Below are 18,362 nucleotides of genomic sequence, written 5' to 3' on the forward strand. Positions count from 1 at the left end.
TTTGTCCTCCTTTGCTGTTATTCTAAATCATCATCGTAGGAATCAAGATACTTATACGCCTCCTGTCCGTATCTTATACTTCTGCACACATCTTCCAAGCTGGTCTCCCTCAAGTATTCAATTGAACCCTGGCACTGGTTATCAAAGCTCTTGCGCATGTAGCGTATCAGCTCGTCATCTGTAAATTCATCTAAGGATTCATTTTTAAAATAGTAAAAAATGTCCTGTAGTTCAGACAAAGTATCCATATAATTTTCTTGCCAGATAAATGGCGAGTCACAAAACTCGAAAATCAGTTTATCTAAAATTCCCTTCCCAAGTTCTACACGACCATACCTTTTTAGCGTATTATCTCTCTCTTGTGAAAGAGTTTGGATTTGCGTATTTGTAAGCACTAAGCCATATTTTGACGAGAATTCATTGCACTTTTCAATTTGATTAATTTCAGACTCGTTCTGAGATAATAGTTTTTGAATTTGTAAAAAATCCTTCATAAAAATCCTCCTTTTATTAAAAAGTCCTTGACAACCATATTCTTTTATGGTATAGTATAATTGGATAGGTTTTTATATTTACCTGAAATCGCCTAAATTTAATAATATAACTTTTAATATCTTTTGTCAATAAAAAAAGCAGAATTCAGCATGTGAATTCTGCTTTTTTATAATTTTTAGCTTATAATGTCATTTACAAATGGTATGGCTATGGCAGCGGTATTCTTAAAATCTATTACGTATTTAGTATCCTTACTGAATGCAACTGCATCGGTTAATGTTATTTTTAAAATACATGTACCGGGATCCTCTTCATTAACATGACGGTCATAAAATTTATAGAAAACCTCTTTTAGTTCTTCGCGCAATTTTGTATTTGATTTTGCCTTGGGATTTCCTAAGTTTTCACCTATACCCCTCCCACACATTAAGTCCTTACAAATTGCCACACTTGGATTTTTGTCAATTTCCCTCATTTTATGAGTACCCATATGAGTCAAAATATATATATAACCATCCTTGTAATATCCATCAACAGTTCTGACATTTACTCCGTTTTCAGTGCATGTGGCAAGAGAAATTACTACATCATAGCCTAACTGTTCCTTTAGTAAATCCAAAGCCGATTTAAACATATCCATCATTTACCTCCTAAAAAAAAGTATATGCCATAATTATACATAGTTATGGCATATATTACAAAAAAAAAGATGTCGGCACTAATATCCGGCATCTTTTTTATATTAAAATTAATTTTTACTCTTTAACAGGGTAATTTTCCCTTGCGGAATAATGTGTGTGTAAAATCTCATGTGCCTTATGGCTTCCCGGCTCTCCGAAATATTTATCATACATTTCTTTGATTACAGGGTTTTCATGTGACTTTCTAATCGGGAGACTTACATCTTCTTCATAAATAGCCTTTGCACGCTCTGCACGCAAATCAGTCCAGCTTCTTACCGAAGAAGGCTGTATCGGCTGTCCTCCTCCGTTTACACATCCACCCGGACAGGCCATTATTTCAACGAAGTCATATGATGCTTCTCCTGCCTTTATACTGTCAAGAAGCTTTCTTGCATTACCGAGACCATTTGCAACTGCTGCTTTAACTTTCATGTCACCTATTGCAACTGTTGCCTCCTTGATGCCCTCTATTCCTCTTACAGCAGCATATTCAATATCATCAAAGGATTTACCTGCAACTATTTCAGATACTGTTCTGAGAGCTGCTTCCATAACTCCCCCGGTTGCACCGAATATTACGCCGGCTCCTGTTGCATTACCCATCGGATCATCAAAATCCTTGTCTTCAAGATTGTTAAAATCAATACCTGCTTCTTTTATCATTCTTGCAAGTTCTCTGGTTGTTATAACTACATCTACATCCGGCAAGCCTGTTGCGGAAAGCTCAGGTCTTTGTGCTTCAAACTTCTTTGCAGTACATGGCATTACTGAAACTACAAATATTTTTTTAGGATCGATACCCATTTTTTCAGCATAGTAGGTTTTCAACACAGCACCGAACATTTCATGCGGTGATTTACAGGATGATAGGTTTTCAAGGAATTCAGGATAATTGTGCTCACAGAACTTTATCCAGCCCGGACTACAAGAGGTTATAACAGGAAGCTTTCCACCGTTTTTAATTCTGTTTAGCAGCTCAGTGCCTTCTTCCATTATTGTAAGATCGGCTGCAGTATCTGTGTCAAATACCTTCGCAAAGCCCATATGATTCAAAGCAGCAGCCATTTTTCCGGTAACCCTTGTTCCTATTGGAAGTCCGAATTCCTCACCCAGAGCAACACGAACAGCAGGAGCTGTCTGTACTACAACATGAAGTTCCTTGTCATCCAATGCAGACCACACCTTTTCAGTGTCATCCTTCTCCCTCAAAGCTCCAACAGGACAAACACTTATACATTGTCCGCACATTGTACATGGAACATCTGCCAACGACCTGTCGAAGGCACAGGAAATAGTTGATTTGAAGCCTCTTTCAGCTGCACTGATAACGGAAACAGTCTGAACGTTTTTACACATGCTTACACAACGTCTGCACAGTACGCATTTATTTGGATCTCTTACGATAGAAGGTGAAAAATCGTCTAAGGGTAGATTTGTAGAATCACCTTCAAATCTTATATCTTTTATATTTAGTTCCTCAGCTAAGTTTTGAAGCTCACAGTTTTTACTTCTTACACAGGTAAGGCATTTCTTGTCATGGTTGGAAAGGATAAGCTCCAAGGTTACCTTTCTTGCTTCTCTGACAGCGGGACTCTGAGTATAAATTTCAAGTCCTTCTGCTACAGGATATACACAAGATGCCTGTAATGCTCTCGCACCCTTTATCTCAACGAGACACATTCTGCATGCACCTATTTCATTGATATCCTTGAGGAAGCAAAGTGTAGGTATCTTTATACTAGCCTGTCTGGCTGCCTCTAAAATTGTTATGCCTTGTTCAACCTGAAGTTTCTTACCGTCTATTGTAATATTAACAGTTGACATTTTATTTCACTCTCCTCCCTTATCCCTTTGAAATTGCCTTGAACGGACATTTTTCCATACAGACACCGCACTTAGCACATTTTGAATTATCTATAACGTAAGGAACCTTCTTTTCACCCTTTATACAGCTCATAGGACAAACCTTTGCACAGATTCCACAGCTCTTACACTTAGTTTCATCAACAGTATATTTCATCATTGATTTGCAAACACCTGCAGGACATTTTTTGTCAAATACGTGAGCCTCATACTCGTCTCTGAAATATCTCAAAGTGCTCAAAATCGGGTTCGGAGCAGTCTGTCCAAGTCCGCACAGAGCAGATGCCTTAATATTTTTAGCCAGCAATTCAAGCATTTCAATATCTCCGGCCGCGCCCTTACCTTCAGTTATTCTTTCTAATATTTCAAGCATACGCTTTGTTCCGATTCGACATGGAGGACATTTACCGCAGGATTCATCAACTGTAAATTCAAGGAAGAACTTAGCGATATCAACCATACAGTTGTCTTCGTCCATTACTATAAGTCCGCCAGAGCCCATCATAGAACCAAGGGCAATAAGTGAATCATAGTCAATTGGTGTATCCAGATGAGATGCAGGAATACATCCTCCGGAAGGTCCACCGGTTTGTGCTGCTTTAAACTTCTTACCCTTAGGTATGCCTCCACCTATATCATAAACTACTTCTCTCAAAGTAGTACCCATAGGAACCTCAACCAATCCGGTATTGTTTATCTTTCCGCCAAGAGCGAATACTTTTGTTCCCTTACTCTTTTCAGTCCCTATTCCTGAGAACCATTCTGCACCCTTTAAAATAATTACAGGTACATTTGCATAAGTTTCTACATTGTTTAGAATTGTAGGTTTCCCCCACAGTCCTTTTACTGCCGGGAATGGAGGTCTTGGTCTTGGTTCGCCTCTGTGACCTTCTATTGAGGTCATAAGTGCAGTTTCTTCACCGCAAACAAACGCTCCCGCACCAAGTCTTATTTCAAGATTAAATTTATGTCCTGTTCCCAGTACGTTGTCTCCCAAAATTCCATATTCTATAGCCTGATCAATTGCCAGCTGCAATCTCTTAACTGCTATAGGATACTCTGCTCTTACATATATGTAACCTTGTGTTGCTCCAATGGCAAAACCTGCTATAGACATAGCCTCTATTACAGAGTGAGGATCACCTTCCAGAACACTTCTATCCATAAATGCTCCTGGGTCACCTTCGTCGGCATTACAGCATACATATTTCTGGTCAGCTGTCTGTTTTGCTGCAAAATCCCACTTCATACCTGTTGGGAAGCCTCCGCCCCCTCTTCCTCTGAGTCCTGACTTTTTCATTTCATCTATTACAGCTTCAGGAGTCATTTCAGTCAATACGTTTTCAAGTGCCTTATATCCGTCAAAAGCTATGTATTCGTTGATATCCTCAGGATTTATACGACCACAGTTTCTTAATGCAATACGCATTTGTCTATTAAAGAAATCCACACCTTCCAGTGATTTTGAAATATCCTCAGATTCCTTTTCACCAGCCAGAAGACGTTTTACTATACGTCCTTTCAGCAGATGCTCTTCAACAATTTCTTTTACATCAGAAACCTCAACTCTTGTGTACATTGCTCCTTCAGGATATACAACCACTATCGGTCCTTCAGCACAAAGGCCGAAACAACCTGTTTTAACTATTTTAACTTCACTGTCCAGCCCGTTGCTTGCAAGTAATGCTTCCATTTCATCCATAATCTTTAAGGAATTTGATGATGTACAACCTGTACCTGCACAAACCAGAACATGTGCTCTATATAATTGCATCTATAAAAACCTCCTTACAGTTATTTGAGTTATATACTAAGATTTAATTACACACCCTCCTGAGCACCTATGGTCAGGTCTGTACATACATTACCGTTTACAATATGCTCAAGCACTACTCTTTCAGCCTTCTCAGGAGTCATGTTTACGTAGGTTACCTTTTTTCCGTCTTTGTCAAGTATTTCCACAACAGGTTCCATTTTGCATACTCCGATACACCCTGTAATAGATACGGTAACATTATTCAAATTCCTTTTATTTATTTCTTCAATAAATGCCTTCATTACCGGTCTTGCTCCGGCTGCTATTCCGCAGGTTGCCATTGCAACAACCACTTTGATGCCTTTTTCATTGGATCTGATAGATAACTGGTCTAAAGTTTTCTTTCTGATCTCATCCAATTCAGCTATCGACTTCATTAAGTACACCTCCAAAAATATTCTTTATACCTTCATCAATATACTCTTTCAACCATATAAGGATATCAAACTCCGTAATACTCACATCACCAAGGGTTTTGGCCACTTCATCCGTATCAAGTCTGAAAAAGCCTTTTTCGCTATTCAAATCCAAAATAAATGAAATTTGTGGGTTTGACGATATTGCTGCTATCAAGGTTTCACCTATTTCCCCTATGGGAAGCCTGTCAATGTTATTTATTGAAAATGCAGCATATATTTTTGTTCCTCCATTTTTTTCAGAAATGATGTTGAAATTTCCATTGCATTTTCTTGCAGCTTCTTTTAATAATGGTATTCCAAGCCCTACTTTTCTTGTCTTTCTTGACGTAAAAAAGGGATCCTGCGCCTTGATTAAAATATCAGAATCCATGCCTGCTCCGTTATCACTAATATTAAGTAATAGATAATCTCTCTGGGAATCTATCGCAATATTTATTTTGATTTTTGTGGCCTGAGCAGTTATTGAATTTTGAACCATATCAAGAATATGTAGTGATAAATCCCTCATGTAAACCTCGTACTGTAGAATTATAAATCTTTGTATTTCTCCAGTATAGCATCGACATCATCAGGCACTAATCTGCCGTGAACATCATCGTTTACCATAATTACAGGTGCAAGTCCGCAAGCGCCTATACATCTGCACGCATCAAGTGAAAACTTTCCGTCTTCCGTACACTGTCCTACATCAATTCCGAGTTTTTGCTTAAATTTGTCCAGAATATCTCCTGAACCCTTTACGTAGCAGGCTGTACCCATGCAGATATTAATTTTAAATCGACCTTTTGGATTTAATGAGAATTGAGTATAGAAAGTAACTACTCCATATATTTCAGCAAGTGAAACATTAAGCTTCTCGGAAATTTCCTTTAATATATCTTCGGGCAAATAACCGTATACTTCTTGAACTTCATGGAGTACGGGAATCAAAGCACCTCTTGTTCCTTTGTACTTATCGATAATTTTTCCGAGTTTTAAGCTATTTTCATCTGTGCAGCCACAGCAGCACCTGTTTTCACTCATTAACCAAACCTCCCTTTAGTATGTGTTAATATATTCACAAAATATGTTAATATTATAACAAAACCAGACAATATATTCAACAAGATTGTTAAAAATTTAATTAATTATGGATACGGTAAAATCTGCTGAATTTTTGGCCCAAAAAAGTACCCTGTGCATTTAACAACAGGGTACTTTTTAGTGGATTATTAATTTATAATTTGAACTTTGATACAATATCATAAAGTTCTTTTGCACTATCTAAGTTTTCTACCGCTTTTTCATCAACCTCTTCTGTCTTTACAACGATTGATGATGTCTTTATGGCGATATTCTCAATTCCTCTTGCACTTTCAACTACTGTCTGTGCAACTTCATTGATTGCGGTTGATACATTCGTTATTGTAGAATTAAGTTCTTCAGAAGTATGAATAAAGTCTGACATTAATCCATTAACCAGATTGGAATCATTGTTGTATTGTTCACTGATATCTATTAATTTCTTATAGTCTGACAGTACATCCCGGTCCACAAAGGATAGTATCGAGGCTGAACTTTCATTCATATTCTTAACAGCCTGATTTACTTCCTCAATCATCCTCTGGATACCGCCTACGGTTTGTGATGATTGCTCGGCCAGTTTTCGGATTTCATCCGCAACCACTGCAAAACCTTTTCCGGATTCCCCTGCTCTTGCCGCCTCTATGGCAGCATTAAGTGCCAATAGGTTTGTCTGGTCGGTAATCTGAAGAATAGTATCTGCCAAAAGGTTTATTTGCTGCATACTCTTGGACTGTTCAATGGATTTTTCTATTTTTTGTTTTACGTCCTCATATATTGATTTTGCATTATCACTGGATATAAGAGCGTCTTCCTTGAGTTTTAGTGCTCTCTCCGTTATCTGTCTGCAAACATCAGCACCTTCTTTGGTTCTATAAGCAATTGTATTTACATTATTTTCAACTTCAATAATGGATGCTGAAATTTCTTCAGTAGATGCAGCGGACTCTTCTGCTCCTGCCGACAACTCCTGCGTGGTTGCTGAATTATCCTGTGAATTCATTTTTACGTCATTTGCCAGAGTACTTACATGCTGTGCATTATCATTTATTTTCTCAGACACTTCAATCAGTTTACCTGCCATACCACGCAAAACCTGACGCATTTCTGCAACAGCCCTGGTGATAGTTCCTATTTCATCCTTACCCTTTAGATATATTTCAAATGAGTTATCATATTTTAAATCCAACTTGGACGTGTTTTGGATAAGATGTGTTACTCTTTCTATAGGCTTTGAAATTCGCCTTGTTATAAAATATCCCACTACTGAAGCAATTAATATCATTATCAGACCTAATGTCACAATAAAGCCCTCCATTGCAGCTACAGGTGCAGTAACCTCATCTATTGTACCTGATAGCACAAGCAGCCAGCCTGTTTTAGTAATAAACTTATAGGCTGCTATTTTTTCTTTGCCATTGTATTTATAATTAATAACGTCTGATATTTTGTCCCCCGGTTTACTAATAATATTTTTTATTTCAGTAGTCTCTACCGGTTTTCCGATTTTATTCTTTTCCGGATGATATAACATGTTTCCTGTTTTGTCTAATAGAAAGACATAACTTGATTTGGTACCGAGAATCTTCTTATTCTCAAGATAACCGTTAAAAGTGTCTGTATAAACCGCTGCAGCAACATACCCTAGCAGTTTACCGGAATCATCTCTTACCGGATATGTAAATACAGAAATGTACCTATCGGTAGCCTTTGATTTAAGAACATCGCTTATTATAGGCTTTCCTTCTGATAGGGTCTGCAAAGAGTAAGCACGATCGGATATGTTTTGACCTAGTGTTTTTGAGTTCGAATCTGCAATTATCACATTTTCGGTATTAACAATAAAAACATGTTCCAAATTCCATTCTTGTTTTTCAGTATTTTTTATAAGCTTAGCACATTCCTTTTCTAACTGTTTACTTTGGTCCGTTTGTTTATCTGACTTGGATTGCTCAAGTAATTCAATAATGCTCCTCTGAGATGCCAGAGCACTTACGACTGATTTTTCCTTATCAATCAAACTAGAAATATTATCTGCAAACGCTGAACTTAAATCCTTTGCCATTGTATTTGTTTGAGTTACAATAATGTCATTGGATTTAATAAAAGAAAACAATTGTGTTACTGAAATGGAGAGAATTGCCAACCCTGCTACAAAAATAGTAAGCTTTTTCCTGATATTCATATAATCTCCTTCAAATCATAGAGTATAGTTAGGTGAGTAAAATTAATAATGGTTAACATAATTTATTACATTTTACAATACTTTTTACATTTAGGGAATATTAAAACCAAAAAAAATAGTACCACCATTGATTTAATACCCATATTGGTATAGGGTAAACATAAAAATAAAAAGGACCACAGCCTTAAAAAGCTGAAGTCCTATTTTGTCAGGGCTATCTATTTGTTTAATCTGAGCATTGACTACTCATCAAAATCGTATTCGTCTTCCATTCTGGTTTTGAATTCTTCAAATACTCTGTTAAGTTCTTCTTCGTCATCAACAGTAATAAACGAGTCTTCGCCGTCTTCGTTGTGTTCAATTTTCAGAATAACAACTTCATCTACTTCTTCGTTTTCCTGCTCTTCAAGGGGTAGCAAAATAACATACTCGTTACCGTCCATTTCTATGGTATCAAGATGCTCGAATTCGACTTCCTCTCCGTCCTCTCCTAACAGTACAACAATATCATCTCTTTCTTCATCGTTCATATATACTTCCTCCTAGTATAAGTCTTTGAATGCTCAAAAATGCATCAGAAATCTGAATGCATCAATTTTATAATAACACACATGTAGATGATTTCCAATATCAACTTTTTTTATTACCTGCTATTCTATCAAGATAACCTTGAAGAATTAATACCGCTGACATTGTATCCACAATGTCCTTCTTCTTTGAAGCTTTTATCCCCAGTTCATTCATAGTTCTGTGTGCTGATACGGTAGTAAGTCTCTCATCCCATTTTATTATATTAAACTGGCCTAAATCAGAAATCTTTTTAATAAATTCTTCCGTTCTTTCAGTTCTGGGCCCTTTAGTACCGTTCATATTGATAGGATACCCTATAACTATGTCTGTAACACCATATTCTTTTATTATTTCCGATAAACGTAAGATAGCTTTTTTTAAACTATCCTTGCTCTTAATCATTTCCAGCCCCTGTGCTGTCCAACCCATTGGGTCACTTATGGCTACACCTATTCTTGAATCTCCATAGTCAATTCCAAGTATTCTCATTCTTACCTCCGTAAGCAGATAAAATTAACAGGCACTCTCATTTGAGAGTGCCTGTTTTAATCAATTATTCAGGTACGTTATTATGATTTTCCAGGTAAAATTTAAGGACTTCTTCCAGTAACTCGTCTCTCTCAAGTCTTCGGACAATACTTCTGGCATTCTTATAATTTGTGATGTAAGTAGGATCTCCAGACAAAATATATCCAACCATCTGGTTTATAGGATTGTAGCCTTTCTCTTTTAGTGCCTGATATACAGAAACTAAGATTTCTTTTGCTTCATTCTCTTTTTCGTTATCCACTTTAAACATCATAGTCTCGTTAATTCCCATTTATATCACCTTCCCAGTTACCTCTAGTCAATATCCAACTTTTCCTAAAATTGCATAAGGCTATATACTATAATACTACCTCATTCATCAGGCTTTTGCAACAATTTTTCCTTCAAATAACACTCCATTTACTTTTAACAATTTCGTTTCTACCAGTTTACCCTTGAGACTAATATCACCTTTTGCCATTACCCTAATATAATTGTTTGTCAACCCTTCAATATAACCCTCTTCACCCTGCATCTCCTGCTCGTATAAAACTTCCATATCCCTTCCCACGTATCTTTCCAGATATTTTTTTTCAAGCTCATCCGAGAGGGCCAGCATTATTTCGCTTCTTCTTTCCTTCTCTTCTGGGCTTATCTGGTTCTTCATTTCTGCCGCAGGGGTTCCCTTTCTTGGTGAATATTTGAATACATGGATTTTCGAAAAACCGATTTCTTCCGCAAAATCACGGGACTTTAAAAAGTCCTCTTCCGTTTCACCGGGAAAACCTACCATCAAATCGGTAGTGATTGCAACATCAGGAATGTTGTTTTTAAGCAGCTCTACGCTTTTCCTATATTCATCAGTGTTATATTTTCTGTTCATTTCTGCAAGAGTTTTATCACAACCGCTTTGCAATGACAAATGGAAATGCGGACAAAGCTTGGGCAGTCTGCCTGCAGCTTCAACAAATTCCTTTGTAATTGTAGTAGGTTCTATAGAACCCAGCCGTATTCTTTTAATCCCGTCAATGCTGTGTATTTTCCGAATAATATCAAGCAGGTTGGTGTCTTGTAACTCTCTGCCATATGAAGCAAGATGGATACCTGTTAATACAACCTCTAAAAATCCACTGTCTGCAAGATGCCTTACCTCTTCTATTATATCATCCGGCTTTCTGCTTCGTATAGGCCCCCTTGCATAAGGAATTATACAATAGGCGCAAAACTGGCTGCACCCTTCCTGTATTTTCAGATATGCCCTTGTCCGCTCTTTATATGTACTTAATTTAAGCTCCTCAAAAGACCTTGAAGCCATTATATTGTCCACAGCATTTATTCTGCATTCACCTGCTTCAATTCTTTCTACATACTCCATAATTCTGCCGCGGTCTTTGGTGCCTATAACCATATTAACACCGGGAATCTTTAAAACTTCTTCTGAGGATGTCTGTGCATAGCAACCCATAACTACAACAATAGAATCGGGGTTTGTTTTCTTCGCCTTTCTAATAGCCTGTCTGGATTTTCTGTCACTTAGATTTGTAACCGTACATGTATTTATTATATAAACATCTGAAGCCTGTTCAAAAGAAACTACTTCATATCCGTTTTGCTCAAATATTGAAGAAACTGCTTCTGATTCGTATTGATTTACTTTGCAACCTAGTGTATAAAAAGCTACTTTTTTCATTAATGCTTTCAATCCTCATTTTTTATTTTATTCACTTTATATGGTTTCATATATATTAAAAAAGTATAACATTAATATCGTATTTATTTCAACACTAAGCTACCAGGATATTTGTTCAAATAATTATTGATTTGCTACCTTCTCAAAGTCGTTTCCGCTGTTGCCGCTTGCCTGACACCCTATCAGTGTTAAAATACCAGGATTGCTGTTCCAGGTAAAACCGTGTTTCTTATTATTGAATGCTTTGCAATTAACTAATTTGTGATTAACACTAATACCACTGCCTCCCAGCTTGAATCCGTTTCCGTCACTGTCTGTGGTTGAAGAACCATTTTCAGTCTTTCCGTTGTAGCTCGCTTCACAGTTTTCAAAATAAACTGAGCCGATTGGCCCCGTATCGTCTTTTGTATACAGATCCCAACCGTCATCAACATTATATTTAGATATACAGCCGATGAATTTATTACCTTGTCCGCATGTGAGTTTTGCTGCAAATCCGTCGGCGTCCTCACCATTGTCAGGGTCGTAGTTACTGTGTGAATAACAATTTCTTATAGTGTTATTGCTTGGCCACTGTGCTATTGTACTGTAGTTTGAATTAAATCTTGATAGTTGCAGACCTGAATCACTGTTTGCATAAAACTCACAGTCTTCAACTATGTTATTGTTTCCTGCCAGCAGCATTCCGTTGTCCCCGGCTTTCTGGATTTTAATGCCCTTTATGTTCCAGTAATTCCCGGCCAATATTACTCCCCTGTTGGATGAATTAAATGCCATGCCGGAGAAATCCAATACGGCTTTTTCATTACCCAGAACGGCTATGTTTTTCATACTGCCCTCATTTCCATTGTTACCCTCAGCTATGGTTACTGTCTTAAAAAATGAATATGTGCCGCTTTTAAGGTAAATTGTCTTGCCCGGTTTAATACTGTCAATAGCCTGTTGTAAAGTCATTGAACCAGTAGGTTCGATTGTAATATCGCCTTCTGTGGGATTAGTGTTCCCATTATTAACAGGGAGAGTAGCTACCTGTCCCAGCAAATATTTCTTTAATACTGCAAGATCAAGGATGGTTACTGCGTTATCGCTGTCAAGGTCAGAAGCCCCGATATTTATTGTAACCGGCTGTCCAAGCAAATACATTTTTAATGTTGCAAAATCAATGGTATCTATATTACCGTCACCATTTATATCACCGCATTTTACGGTTTGGCCCGGATCTTGTGGATCGGTGGGTTCAGTCGGGTCAGTTGGATTAGTAGGATTTGAACCATCCAGCTTACCCACACCTGCATACTGTGTAACCAGTTCCTTTACCCGATTTGCAGTAGTCAAATATCCTGTATACTCATATGGCGGGGTATAGTTGCAGGTTGAGATTGTTGGCTGATTACCTTTACAACTTACATATGTATTATCCTTTACATCATAATAACCGATTGAATCACTATTATATGAACCTATAGGACCTGATGCCAGCCCTGACTCTTCATTAACTGCACCCGAACCGACTCTTTCGAAGTAATTGCTTTCAACTTTGAGCTGAGCTCCCATTCTGGAATTCACAGCACTGTTCCAGACATCCGCGTAATAGTTGCTGAATATATGTCCTGTTCCGAATCTATAGCTAGGCAAACGTTCCTTTAGATTTTTAAAGACATTATGGTGATAAGTCATTTTTCTGTCATAGTTGTCACTGTCGGATGACCCGACAAGACTTGTCTTAAAGGAATCATGAAAGTAATTCCATGAAACTGTAATATATGCACTGTCTTTTTTACAATCCAGCAAGCCGTCATACCAGTCTACATCACCACCGGTAATATCTCCTTTCTCATCCACCTTTCCATCGCCGTTGCAGTCTCCTATCATGTTGTATAACTCACAATGGTCAATCCAGACATTTTTGCTGTTCTCGATTCCTATGCAGTCTGTAGGTGCCAGAGTATGGTGGATTTTCAGATTTTGAACTATAATATTGCTGGCTTTTACAATATTAAGCCCTACTCCTTCCAATTCTCCGCTGCTTCCGACACCGATTATTGAAACATTTGAAACCTCTTTAACTCCAATAGCACCTGTTCCTGTAAGCTTGGTTGCTACTTTTATAACCAGCGGAGAAGTGTCATCGTCCTTTTTTCTCTGGTTTAGAAGATCTGACATTTCTGTAGCACTTTTTACCGTCACCTCTTTTCCGCCGGCCCCCCCGGTGGTCCCGCCATTCATTGTAGCAAAACCAACCAGACCAAACAGCCCATTTTCTGCCGCATGAACTGTATTAACAGCACCAAGCCCTACAAGGGCTTGCGCCATGACAGCCCCAGCTAGAAGAAAAATTTTCATTTTTCTCAACATAATATTACCTCCTTGAAAATTTATTTTATTTTTTGTTACCTTTATCAAAATATAGGAGTGATTACCGATTTCCCGAGTTTTCTTTAGTACACGCGTCAAAAGTACTTCCGAAGGGCACTTTCCGACCTGTTCGGAAGACGGGTATAAATTAGAGAGTTTCCAAGTGATTTGGATATTCCGGGAGAAAAAGCGCAGGTTATTTTCCGATCTGCTTTCTGGCAGCTTCCATTCTAAACAACATACGATGATAAGCAAAATAAGTTTTATAGAGTATAATAAAGGGAATAAAGATAATCACGTAGAAACGTTTAGCCTTAAATCCGTAAGATATCACTTCCAGTATGGACTTAATATAATTTTTGGCGTATACCGGTAAACTGTTTTTTAACCCTTCAGGTCTTTTGTGCTGTTGACTGTTTTCCCTTTCAGGACTGGCGACAGGTTTTGCCCAGGACTTTCCATGTCCCATAAATTCACTGAATGTATCCCTGTTAATGTGAAGAACTTTGGCTTTAGGTTCAAAATACAGCCGGTATCCTCTATATGTAACTCTTAAACAAAAATCAACGTCTTCCCCTGTCTTCAAGTCCTCATTGAACACGCCTATTTCATCGACGAGGCTTCTGGAAATACTGATATTGGCAGAGGGAAAATAACTGTTGTTTATTTGTGGTTTCAAAGCAGGATGGTATGCGGACCATGAACAGAAGTCATCACAAACCGCCCAGAAGTTTTTGTTATAACCTCCTATTCCGCCACCTACCATTTTTACTTTAGGATTGCTTTTTTGTAAATCTAAATGGGCTTTAACATGATTCAGAACAAAATCACTATCAGCAAGACAGTCGGAGTCTGTAAAAATCAGATATTCTCCAGCGGCAAGTGATATTCCTTTGTTTCTTGAAGGGGATGGGCCTTTTTTCGCATTAAATACATACGTGACACCAAAAGATTTAATAATTTCAGCCGTATTGTCCGTTGAATTATTATCCACAACAATGATTTCCATTTTTTCTTTGGGATAATTCTGGTTAGTTATACAATTAAGGCATTTTTCAAGATATTTTTCCGCATTATATGCCGGAATAATAACAGATACGAAAGGGAGACTACTTGTATCCGAGCTATATATAAACTCATTTTTCATAAACCGCACCTCCTTTTTACACTAGCAGGTTTAATATCCATAAGTTTTTTATCATTATTTGATAGTTCCATTCAATTTAATACTACATATGTTATAATTTTACAGTAAATATTATATCAAATGAGCTAATCCATAGCTATAAAATTCACTACCAACCTTGTCTTAGTCCAAACAAATATTTCAAGAAATTATTGAATGAAAACATTGCCCAAACTTTGTAAGAAATGCACAACAATCTTCCAAACCCTTTATATAGTGGCATTCCATGGTATTATAATGTAAGGATTTACCCCAGTTTCAAACATCTTCATTGACTATTAATTCAAAAGCAGGTAATATTAAAATGTAAAAAAAATAATTGTTTTTTACCTTAATTATAAGGAGGATGGATAATATGAAATCATTTGATATTTCTTTAAAATCTATTAACGACGTAAAGGATTTCGTAAATATCGTTAACAAATATGACTTTGATGTTGATTTATCATCAGGACGTTACATCGTAGACGCAAAGTCAATCATGGGAATCTTCAGTCTTGACCTCAGCAAACCGATTAAAGTTGAAGTTCAGAACGATAACAGCGAAAAATTCTGTGATGAAATTAAGCGTTTTGTAGTTTAATTTATTTTTAACGAACTAACTATTAATAAATAGACAAAATAAAAGCGAGTTTTGAAACTCGCTTTTTGTTATTTAAGCATATAACTATTTCTCGGTCATATCCTCTTCAGTTATTACCTCAAAACCATTTCTTATTAAAAGTTCCGCTGTGACCCCGTTACCTTTAACCAGCTTTCCGCTGAATGTTCCGTCATATATCTTACCAACGCCACAGGATGGGCTTTTTGATTTTAATATTGCTTTTTTTATATTATAGAGTCTGGCTACCTTCAGTGCTTCTTCAGCACCCTTTAAAAATTTCTCTGTTTGATTTTGCCCTTTTGAGTCTATTATATTTGATTTTCCTGAAAGGACATCTCTTCCGTCTCCGCAGTCAATCTCACAAGAGTCCCTTGGGGTAGGCAGCCCGCCCATCTGTTCAGGGCATACCATAATTGCTTTGCCTTCCCTGACAAGTTTCTCTATATATTCGTTATAATTGCTTTTACCATTATATTTACTGTCAAGTCCTGCCAGACATGCACTAACCAGTATCATTTGACCCTACCTTTTTTTCCTTTTCCTTTTTCCCATTATTTTCTCATACACTTTTTTATCTATGATTTTTCCTTTTTTGGCGGGCTTATTGCCTGCAGAAGTATTCCTTCTGCCCTTATCCTCAGCTTTATCCGTTTTTGTACTCTGACTGTTTCTCTTAACTGATGAAGGTTCATTTTTGTGCTTTGTAAATATTATTGCATCTTCTGTTTCCTCGTCTATGCTGTCAAAATCCTCATCAGATTCAACCAATATAAACTCAATTTTCCTTGTAGATATATCGGCTTTTGCAAGAATAACCTTGACTGTATCGCCTATTCTGTAAATTTTGCGTGTTCGTTCACCTACAAGGCAGTAATGAACTTCATCATAGTTATAATAATCATCTTCCATGCTGCTCATTCTGACCAGACCTTCTATGGTGTTATCAAGTTCTATGAACATACCAAAGGAAGTTACATTTGCAATAATACCTTCAAATATTTCTCCCTCATGGGCTTTCATATATTCTACCTTTTTGAGGTCTTCACTTTCTCTTTCAGCCTCATCTGCTCCTCTTTCACGCTCAGAACATTGTTTTGCTATTTCAGGCAGTATTCCCTCCAATTGACTGATTTTTTCTTCACTCATTCCGCCTTTGAGATAAAGCTTCATAATTCTGTGAATTATCAGATCAGGATATCTTCTTATGGGCGAAGTGAAGTGACAGTAGTATTTTGCAGCCAAACCAAAGTGTCCTGTACTTTCATTGCTATACCTGGCTTTTTGTAGTGATCTTAGCATAACTGTACTGATTATTCTCTCGTGTCTGGTTCCTTTAACCTTTTCCAAAAGGTCCTGTAAGGCTCTAGGGTGAACTTTGTTTATGCCCTTAATACTGTATCCCAGATTGTAAAGAAATTCATTCAGATTGTGTATTTTTTCTTCATCAGGGTCTTCGTGTATTCTATATACAAACGGTGTATTGGTCCAGAAAAAATGCTCTGCAACAGTTTCATTGCAGGCCAGCATGAATTCTTCAATTATCTGGTTTGCAATGGTTATTTCATATCTTTTAACATCGATAGGCTTACCCTTTTCATCCAGCACTACCTTTGCTTCATCAAAGTCGAAATCAATAGCACCTCTCTGGAATCTTTTCTTCCTCAAAATCAGTGCAAGTTCCTGCATTTTGTAAAAGTCAGGCGTAACATGATTGTATCGTTTTATAAGGTCTTGGTCATTTTCCACCAGTATTTTATATACGTTGGTATATGTCATTCTCTCATCTATATTGATTACACTCTCAAATATTTCATGGTTATATACTCTTCCGTTTTTATCTATGTCCATCATTACGGTAAAACTCAGCCTGTCAACGTGTGGGTTAAGACTGCAAATACCGTTGGATAATTTTCTTGGGAGCATTGGTATAACCCTGTCAACAAGATATACGCTTGTCCCTCTGTCAAGTGCTTCCATATCAAGAGGAGAATTTTCCGTAACATAGTTTGTTACATCTGCAATATGAACACCAAGCCTGTAATTCCCGTTTTCCAGTATTTCAATTGAAACCGCATCATCAAGGTCTTTTGCATCTTCTCCGTCTATGGTAACCATACGGAGTCCCCTTAAATCACGCCTTCCTTGTATCATTTCCTCCGTTACTGTTTCACCTATGGAATTTGCCTGATTGAGAACATCCTCAGGAAAATCCTCTTCCAGATTATATGATTTTATTATGGACAGTATATCGACACCCGTTTCGTTCCTGTCACCGATTATTTCAATTACTCTTCCCTCAGCATTTCTTCTGGCTTCCGGGTATTTTAGTATCTCAACAACAACCTTCTGACCTTTCTTTGCACCATGAAATTCACTCTTTGAAACAAAAATGTCTCCTGAAATCCTCTTATTATCAGGAACTACAAAACCGAAGCTCATACTGTTTTCAAAGGTTCCAACCAAAGTGGTATTAGCCCTTTTCAATATACGGATTATCTCGCCTTCCATTCTCCTGTCTGTAGAACTTTTCTTATTTACCCGTGCCACAACTCTGTCATTATGCATGGCTCCGTTAAGGCTATCTGCGGGGATAAATACATCCTCCACAAGCTCATCATCAGGAATGAGGAATCCATATCCTCTTTCATGCCCCTGAATCCTTCCTGTAACCAGATTTAGCCTTGATGGTACGCCATACCTTTTTCCATGGGTCTTAAAAATTCTGCCCTCTTCTTCAAGTTCATCAATTACCTGTGTAAAAAGTTCAATATCTTCTTCCGGTACATCAAGTACCATTATAAGTTCCTTAAATAAAAGAGGTTTATACGCTTTATCCCTCATAAATGCGACTATTCGTTCTTTTCGTTCTTCCAAATCTGCCATGTATTAATTACCTTTCCATCATT

The 18,362-nt window shown here is 37.3% G+C and carries 17 protein-coding genes; 1 reads left to right on the top strand and 16 read right to left on the bottom strand.

The features are described 5' to 3' along the window. Positions 1 to 17 precede the first annotated feature (17 nt). The 14 genes from L323_RS31050 to L323_RS31110 form a co-directional block, all read right to left on the bottom strand. Positions 18 to 494 carry a DUF6323 family protein gene (locus tag L323_RS31050; RefSeq protein WP_020815560.1) on the bottom strand — a complete coding sequence of 159 codons (477 nt, stop codon included), beginning with the start codon at positions 492 to 494 and terminating at the stop codon, positions 18 to 20. 176 nt (positions 495 to 670) lie between these two features. Then, positions 671 to 1,135, bottom strand: a complete 465-nt coding sequence (locus tag L323_RS0120720) for a pyridoxamine 5'-phosphate oxidase family protein (RefSeq protein WP_020815561.1) — start codon at positions 1,133 to 1,135, stop codon at positions 671 to 673. A gap of 115 nt (positions 1,136 to 1,250) precedes the next feature. Then, positions 1,251 to 3,002 (bottom strand): NADH-dependent [FeFe] hydrogenase, group A6, encoded by a 1,752-nt coding sequence (locus L323_RS31055; RefSeq protein ID WP_020815562.1) that lies wholly within the window; start codon positions 3,000 to 3,002, stop codon positions 1,251 to 1,253. A 19-nt stretch (positions 3,003 to 3,021) separates the two neighbouring features. Continuing rightward, a complete protein-coding gene (gene nuoF / locus L323_RS31060) occupies positions 3,022 to 4,815 on the bottom strand; it encodes an NADH-quinone oxidoreductase subunit NuoF (protein WP_020815563.1) in 1,794 nt (597 codons plus the stop codon). 47 nt (positions 4,816 to 4,862) lie between these two features. Beyond that, a complete protein-coding gene (locus tag L323_RS31065; protein WP_020815564.1) occupies positions 4,863 to 5,234 on the bottom strand; it encodes a (2Fe-2S) ferredoxin domain-containing protein in 372 nt (123 codons plus the stop codon). Further along, positions 5,218 to 5,784: an ATP-binding protein gene (locus L323_RS31070; protein WP_020815565.1), complete on the bottom strand. Its 567-nt coding sequence runs from the start codon at positions 5,782 to 5,784 to the stop codon at positions 5,218 to 5,220. Before L323_RS31070 ends, L323_RS31065 begins: the two co-directional genes overlap by 17 nt. A gap of 20 nt (positions 5,785 to 5,804) precedes the next feature. Next, positions 5,805 to 6,299, bottom strand: a complete 495-nt coding sequence (nuoE, locus tag L323_RS31075) for an NADH-quinone oxidoreductase subunit NuoE (RefSeq protein ID WP_020815566.1) — start codon at positions 6,297 to 6,299, stop codon at positions 5,805 to 5,807. A gap of 193 nt (positions 6,300 to 6,492) precedes the next feature. Beyond that, on the bottom strand, positions 6,493 to 8,523 hold the full coding sequence (locus L323_RS31080; RefSeq protein WP_020815567.1) for a methyl-accepting chemotaxis protein: 2,031 nt from the start codon (positions 8,521 to 8,523) through the stop codon (positions 6,493 to 6,495). A 242-nt stretch (positions 8,524 to 8,765) separates the two neighbouring features. Then, positions 8,766 to 9,053, bottom strand: coding sequence for a DUF1292 domain-containing protein (locus L323_RS31085; protein WP_020815568.1), 288 nt, complete (start codon positions 9,051 to 9,053; stop codon positions 8,766 to 8,768). A 100-nt stretch (positions 9,054 to 9,153) separates the two neighbouring features. Continuing rightward, positions 9,154 to 9,582 (bottom strand): Holliday junction resolvase RuvX, encoded by a 429-nt coding sequence (ruvX, locus tag L323_RS31090; protein ID WP_020815569.1) that lies wholly within the window; start codon positions 9,580 to 9,582, stop codon positions 9,154 to 9,156. 64 nt (positions 9,583 to 9,646) lie between these two features. Then, entirely contained in the window at positions 9,647 to 9,913 is a 267-nt protein-coding gene (locus L323_RS31095; RefSeq protein WP_014314205.1) for an IreB family regulatory phosphoprotein, read from the bottom strand. 87 nt (positions 9,914 to 10,000) lie between these two features. Further along, positions 10,001 to 11,311 carry a tRNA (N(6)-L-threonylcarbamoyladenosine(37)-C(2))-methylthiotransferase MtaB gene (gene mtaB / locus L323_RS31100; protein WP_020815570.1) on the bottom strand — a complete coding sequence of 437 codons (1,311 nt, stop codon included), beginning with the start codon at positions 11,309 to 11,311 and terminating at the stop codon, positions 10,001 to 10,003. A 123-nt stretch (positions 11,312 to 11,434) separates the two neighbouring features. Further along, the gene (locus L323_RS31105; protein WP_020815571.1) at positions 11,435 to 13,666 is read right to left on the bottom strand and encodes a dockerin type I domain-containing protein; all 2,232 of its coding nucleotides are present in this window, start codon (positions 13,664 to 13,666) and stop codon (positions 11,435 to 11,437) included. 196 nt (positions 13,667 to 13,862) lie between these two features. Then, positions 13,863 to 14,813: a glycosyltransferase gene (locus L323_RS31110; RefSeq protein WP_020815572.1), complete on the bottom strand. Its 951-nt coding sequence runs from the start codon at positions 14,811 to 14,813 to the stop codon at positions 13,863 to 13,865. Positions 14,814 to 15,207: 394 nt separating this feature from the next. Between L323_RS31110 and L323_RS31115 the strand changes: the two genes are divergently transcribed. After that, entirely contained in the window at positions 15,208 to 15,435 is a 228-nt protein-coding gene (locus tag L323_RS31115; protein WP_020815573.1) for an HPr family phosphocarrier protein, read from the top strand. Positions 15,436 to 15,519: 84 nt separating this feature from the next. Here the strand turns inward: L323_RS31115 and L323_RS31120 are convergent, their stop codons facing one another. Both L323_RS31120 and rnr read right to left on the bottom strand, forming a co-directional pair. After that, positions 15,520 to 15,972 (bottom strand): DUF523 domain-containing protein, encoded by a 453-nt coding sequence (locus tag L323_RS31120; protein WP_020815574.1) that lies wholly within the window; start codon positions 15,970 to 15,972, stop codon positions 15,520 to 15,522. Positions 15,973 to 15,978: 6 nt separating this feature from the next. After that, positions 15,979 to 18,339, bottom strand: coding sequence for a ribonuclease R (rnr, locus tag L323_RS31125; RefSeq protein ID WP_020815575.1), 2,361 nt, complete (start codon positions 18,337 to 18,339; stop codon positions 15,979 to 15,981). Positions 18,340 to 18,362 lie beyond the last annotated feature (23 nt).

It is taken from the genome of Ruminiclostridium papyrosolvens C7, assembly GCF_000421965.1.
In the GTDB taxonomy this organism is placed as follows: domain Bacteria; phylum Bacillota; class Clostridia; order Acetivibrionales; family DSM-1351; genus Ruminiclostridium; species Ruminiclostridium papyrosolvens_A.

Coding starts and splice junctions, on each gene's coding strand:
- L323_RS31050 (WP_020815560.1), bottom strand. CDS start 494: ATGAAGGATTTTTTACAAATTCAAAAACTATTATCTCAGAACGAGTCT.
- L323_RS0120720 (WP_020815561.1), bottom strand. CDS start 1,135: ATGGATATGTTTAAATCGGCTTTGGATTTACTAAAGGAACAGTTAGGC.
- L323_RS31055 (WP_020815562.1), bottom strand. CDS start 3,002: ATGTCAACTGTTAATATTACAATAGACGGTAAGAAACTTCAGGTTGAA.
- nuoF (WP_020815563.1), bottom strand. CDS start 4,815: ATGCAATTATATAGAGCACATGTTCTGGTTTGTGCAGGTACAGGTTGT.
- L323_RS31065 (WP_020815564.1), bottom strand. CDS start 5,234: ATGAAGTCGATAGCTGAATTGGATGAGATCAGAAAGAAAACTTTAGAC.
- L323_RS31070 (WP_020815565.1), bottom strand. CDS start 5,784: ATGAGGGATTTATCACTACATATTCTTGATATGGTTCAAAATTCAATA.
- nuoE (WP_020815566.1), bottom strand. CDS start 6,299: ATGAGTGAAAACAGGTGCTGCTGTGGCTGCACAGATGAAAATAGCTTA.
- L323_RS31080 (WP_020815567.1), bottom strand. CDS start 8,523: ATGAATATCAGGAAAAAGCTTACTATTTTTGTAGCAGGGTTGGCAATT.
- L323_RS31085 (WP_020815568.1), bottom strand. CDS start 9,053: ATGAACGATGAAGAAAGAGATGATATTGTTGTACTGTTAGGAGAGGAC.
- ruvX (WP_020815569.1), bottom strand. CDS start 9,582: ATGAGAATACTTGGAATTGACTATGGAGATTCAAGAATAGGTGTAGCC.
- L323_RS31095 (WP_014314205.1), bottom strand. CDS start 9,913: ATGGGAATTAACGAGACTATGATGTTTAAAGTGGATAACGAAAAAGAG.
- mtaB (WP_020815570.1), bottom strand. CDS start 11,311: ATGAAAAAAGTAGCTTTTTATACACTAGGTTGCAAAGTAAATCAATAC.
- L323_RS31105 (WP_020815571.1), bottom strand. CDS start 13,666: ATGTTGAGAAAAATGAAAATTTTTCTTCTAGCTGGGGCTGTCATGGCG.
- L323_RS31110 (WP_020815572.1), bottom strand. CDS start 14,813: ATGAAAAATGAGTTTATATATAGCTCGGATACAAGTAGTCTCCCTTTC.
- L323_RS31115 (WP_020815573.1), top strand. CDS start 15,208: ATGAAATCATTTGATATTTCTTTAAAATCTATTAACGACGTAAAGGAT.
- L323_RS31120 (WP_020815574.1), bottom strand. CDS start 15,972: ATGATACTGGTTAGTGCATGTCTGGCAGGACTTGACAGTAAATATAAT.
- rnr (WP_020815575.1), bottom strand. CDS start 18,339: ATGGCAGATTTGGAAGAACGAAAAGAACGAATAGTCGCATTTATGAGG.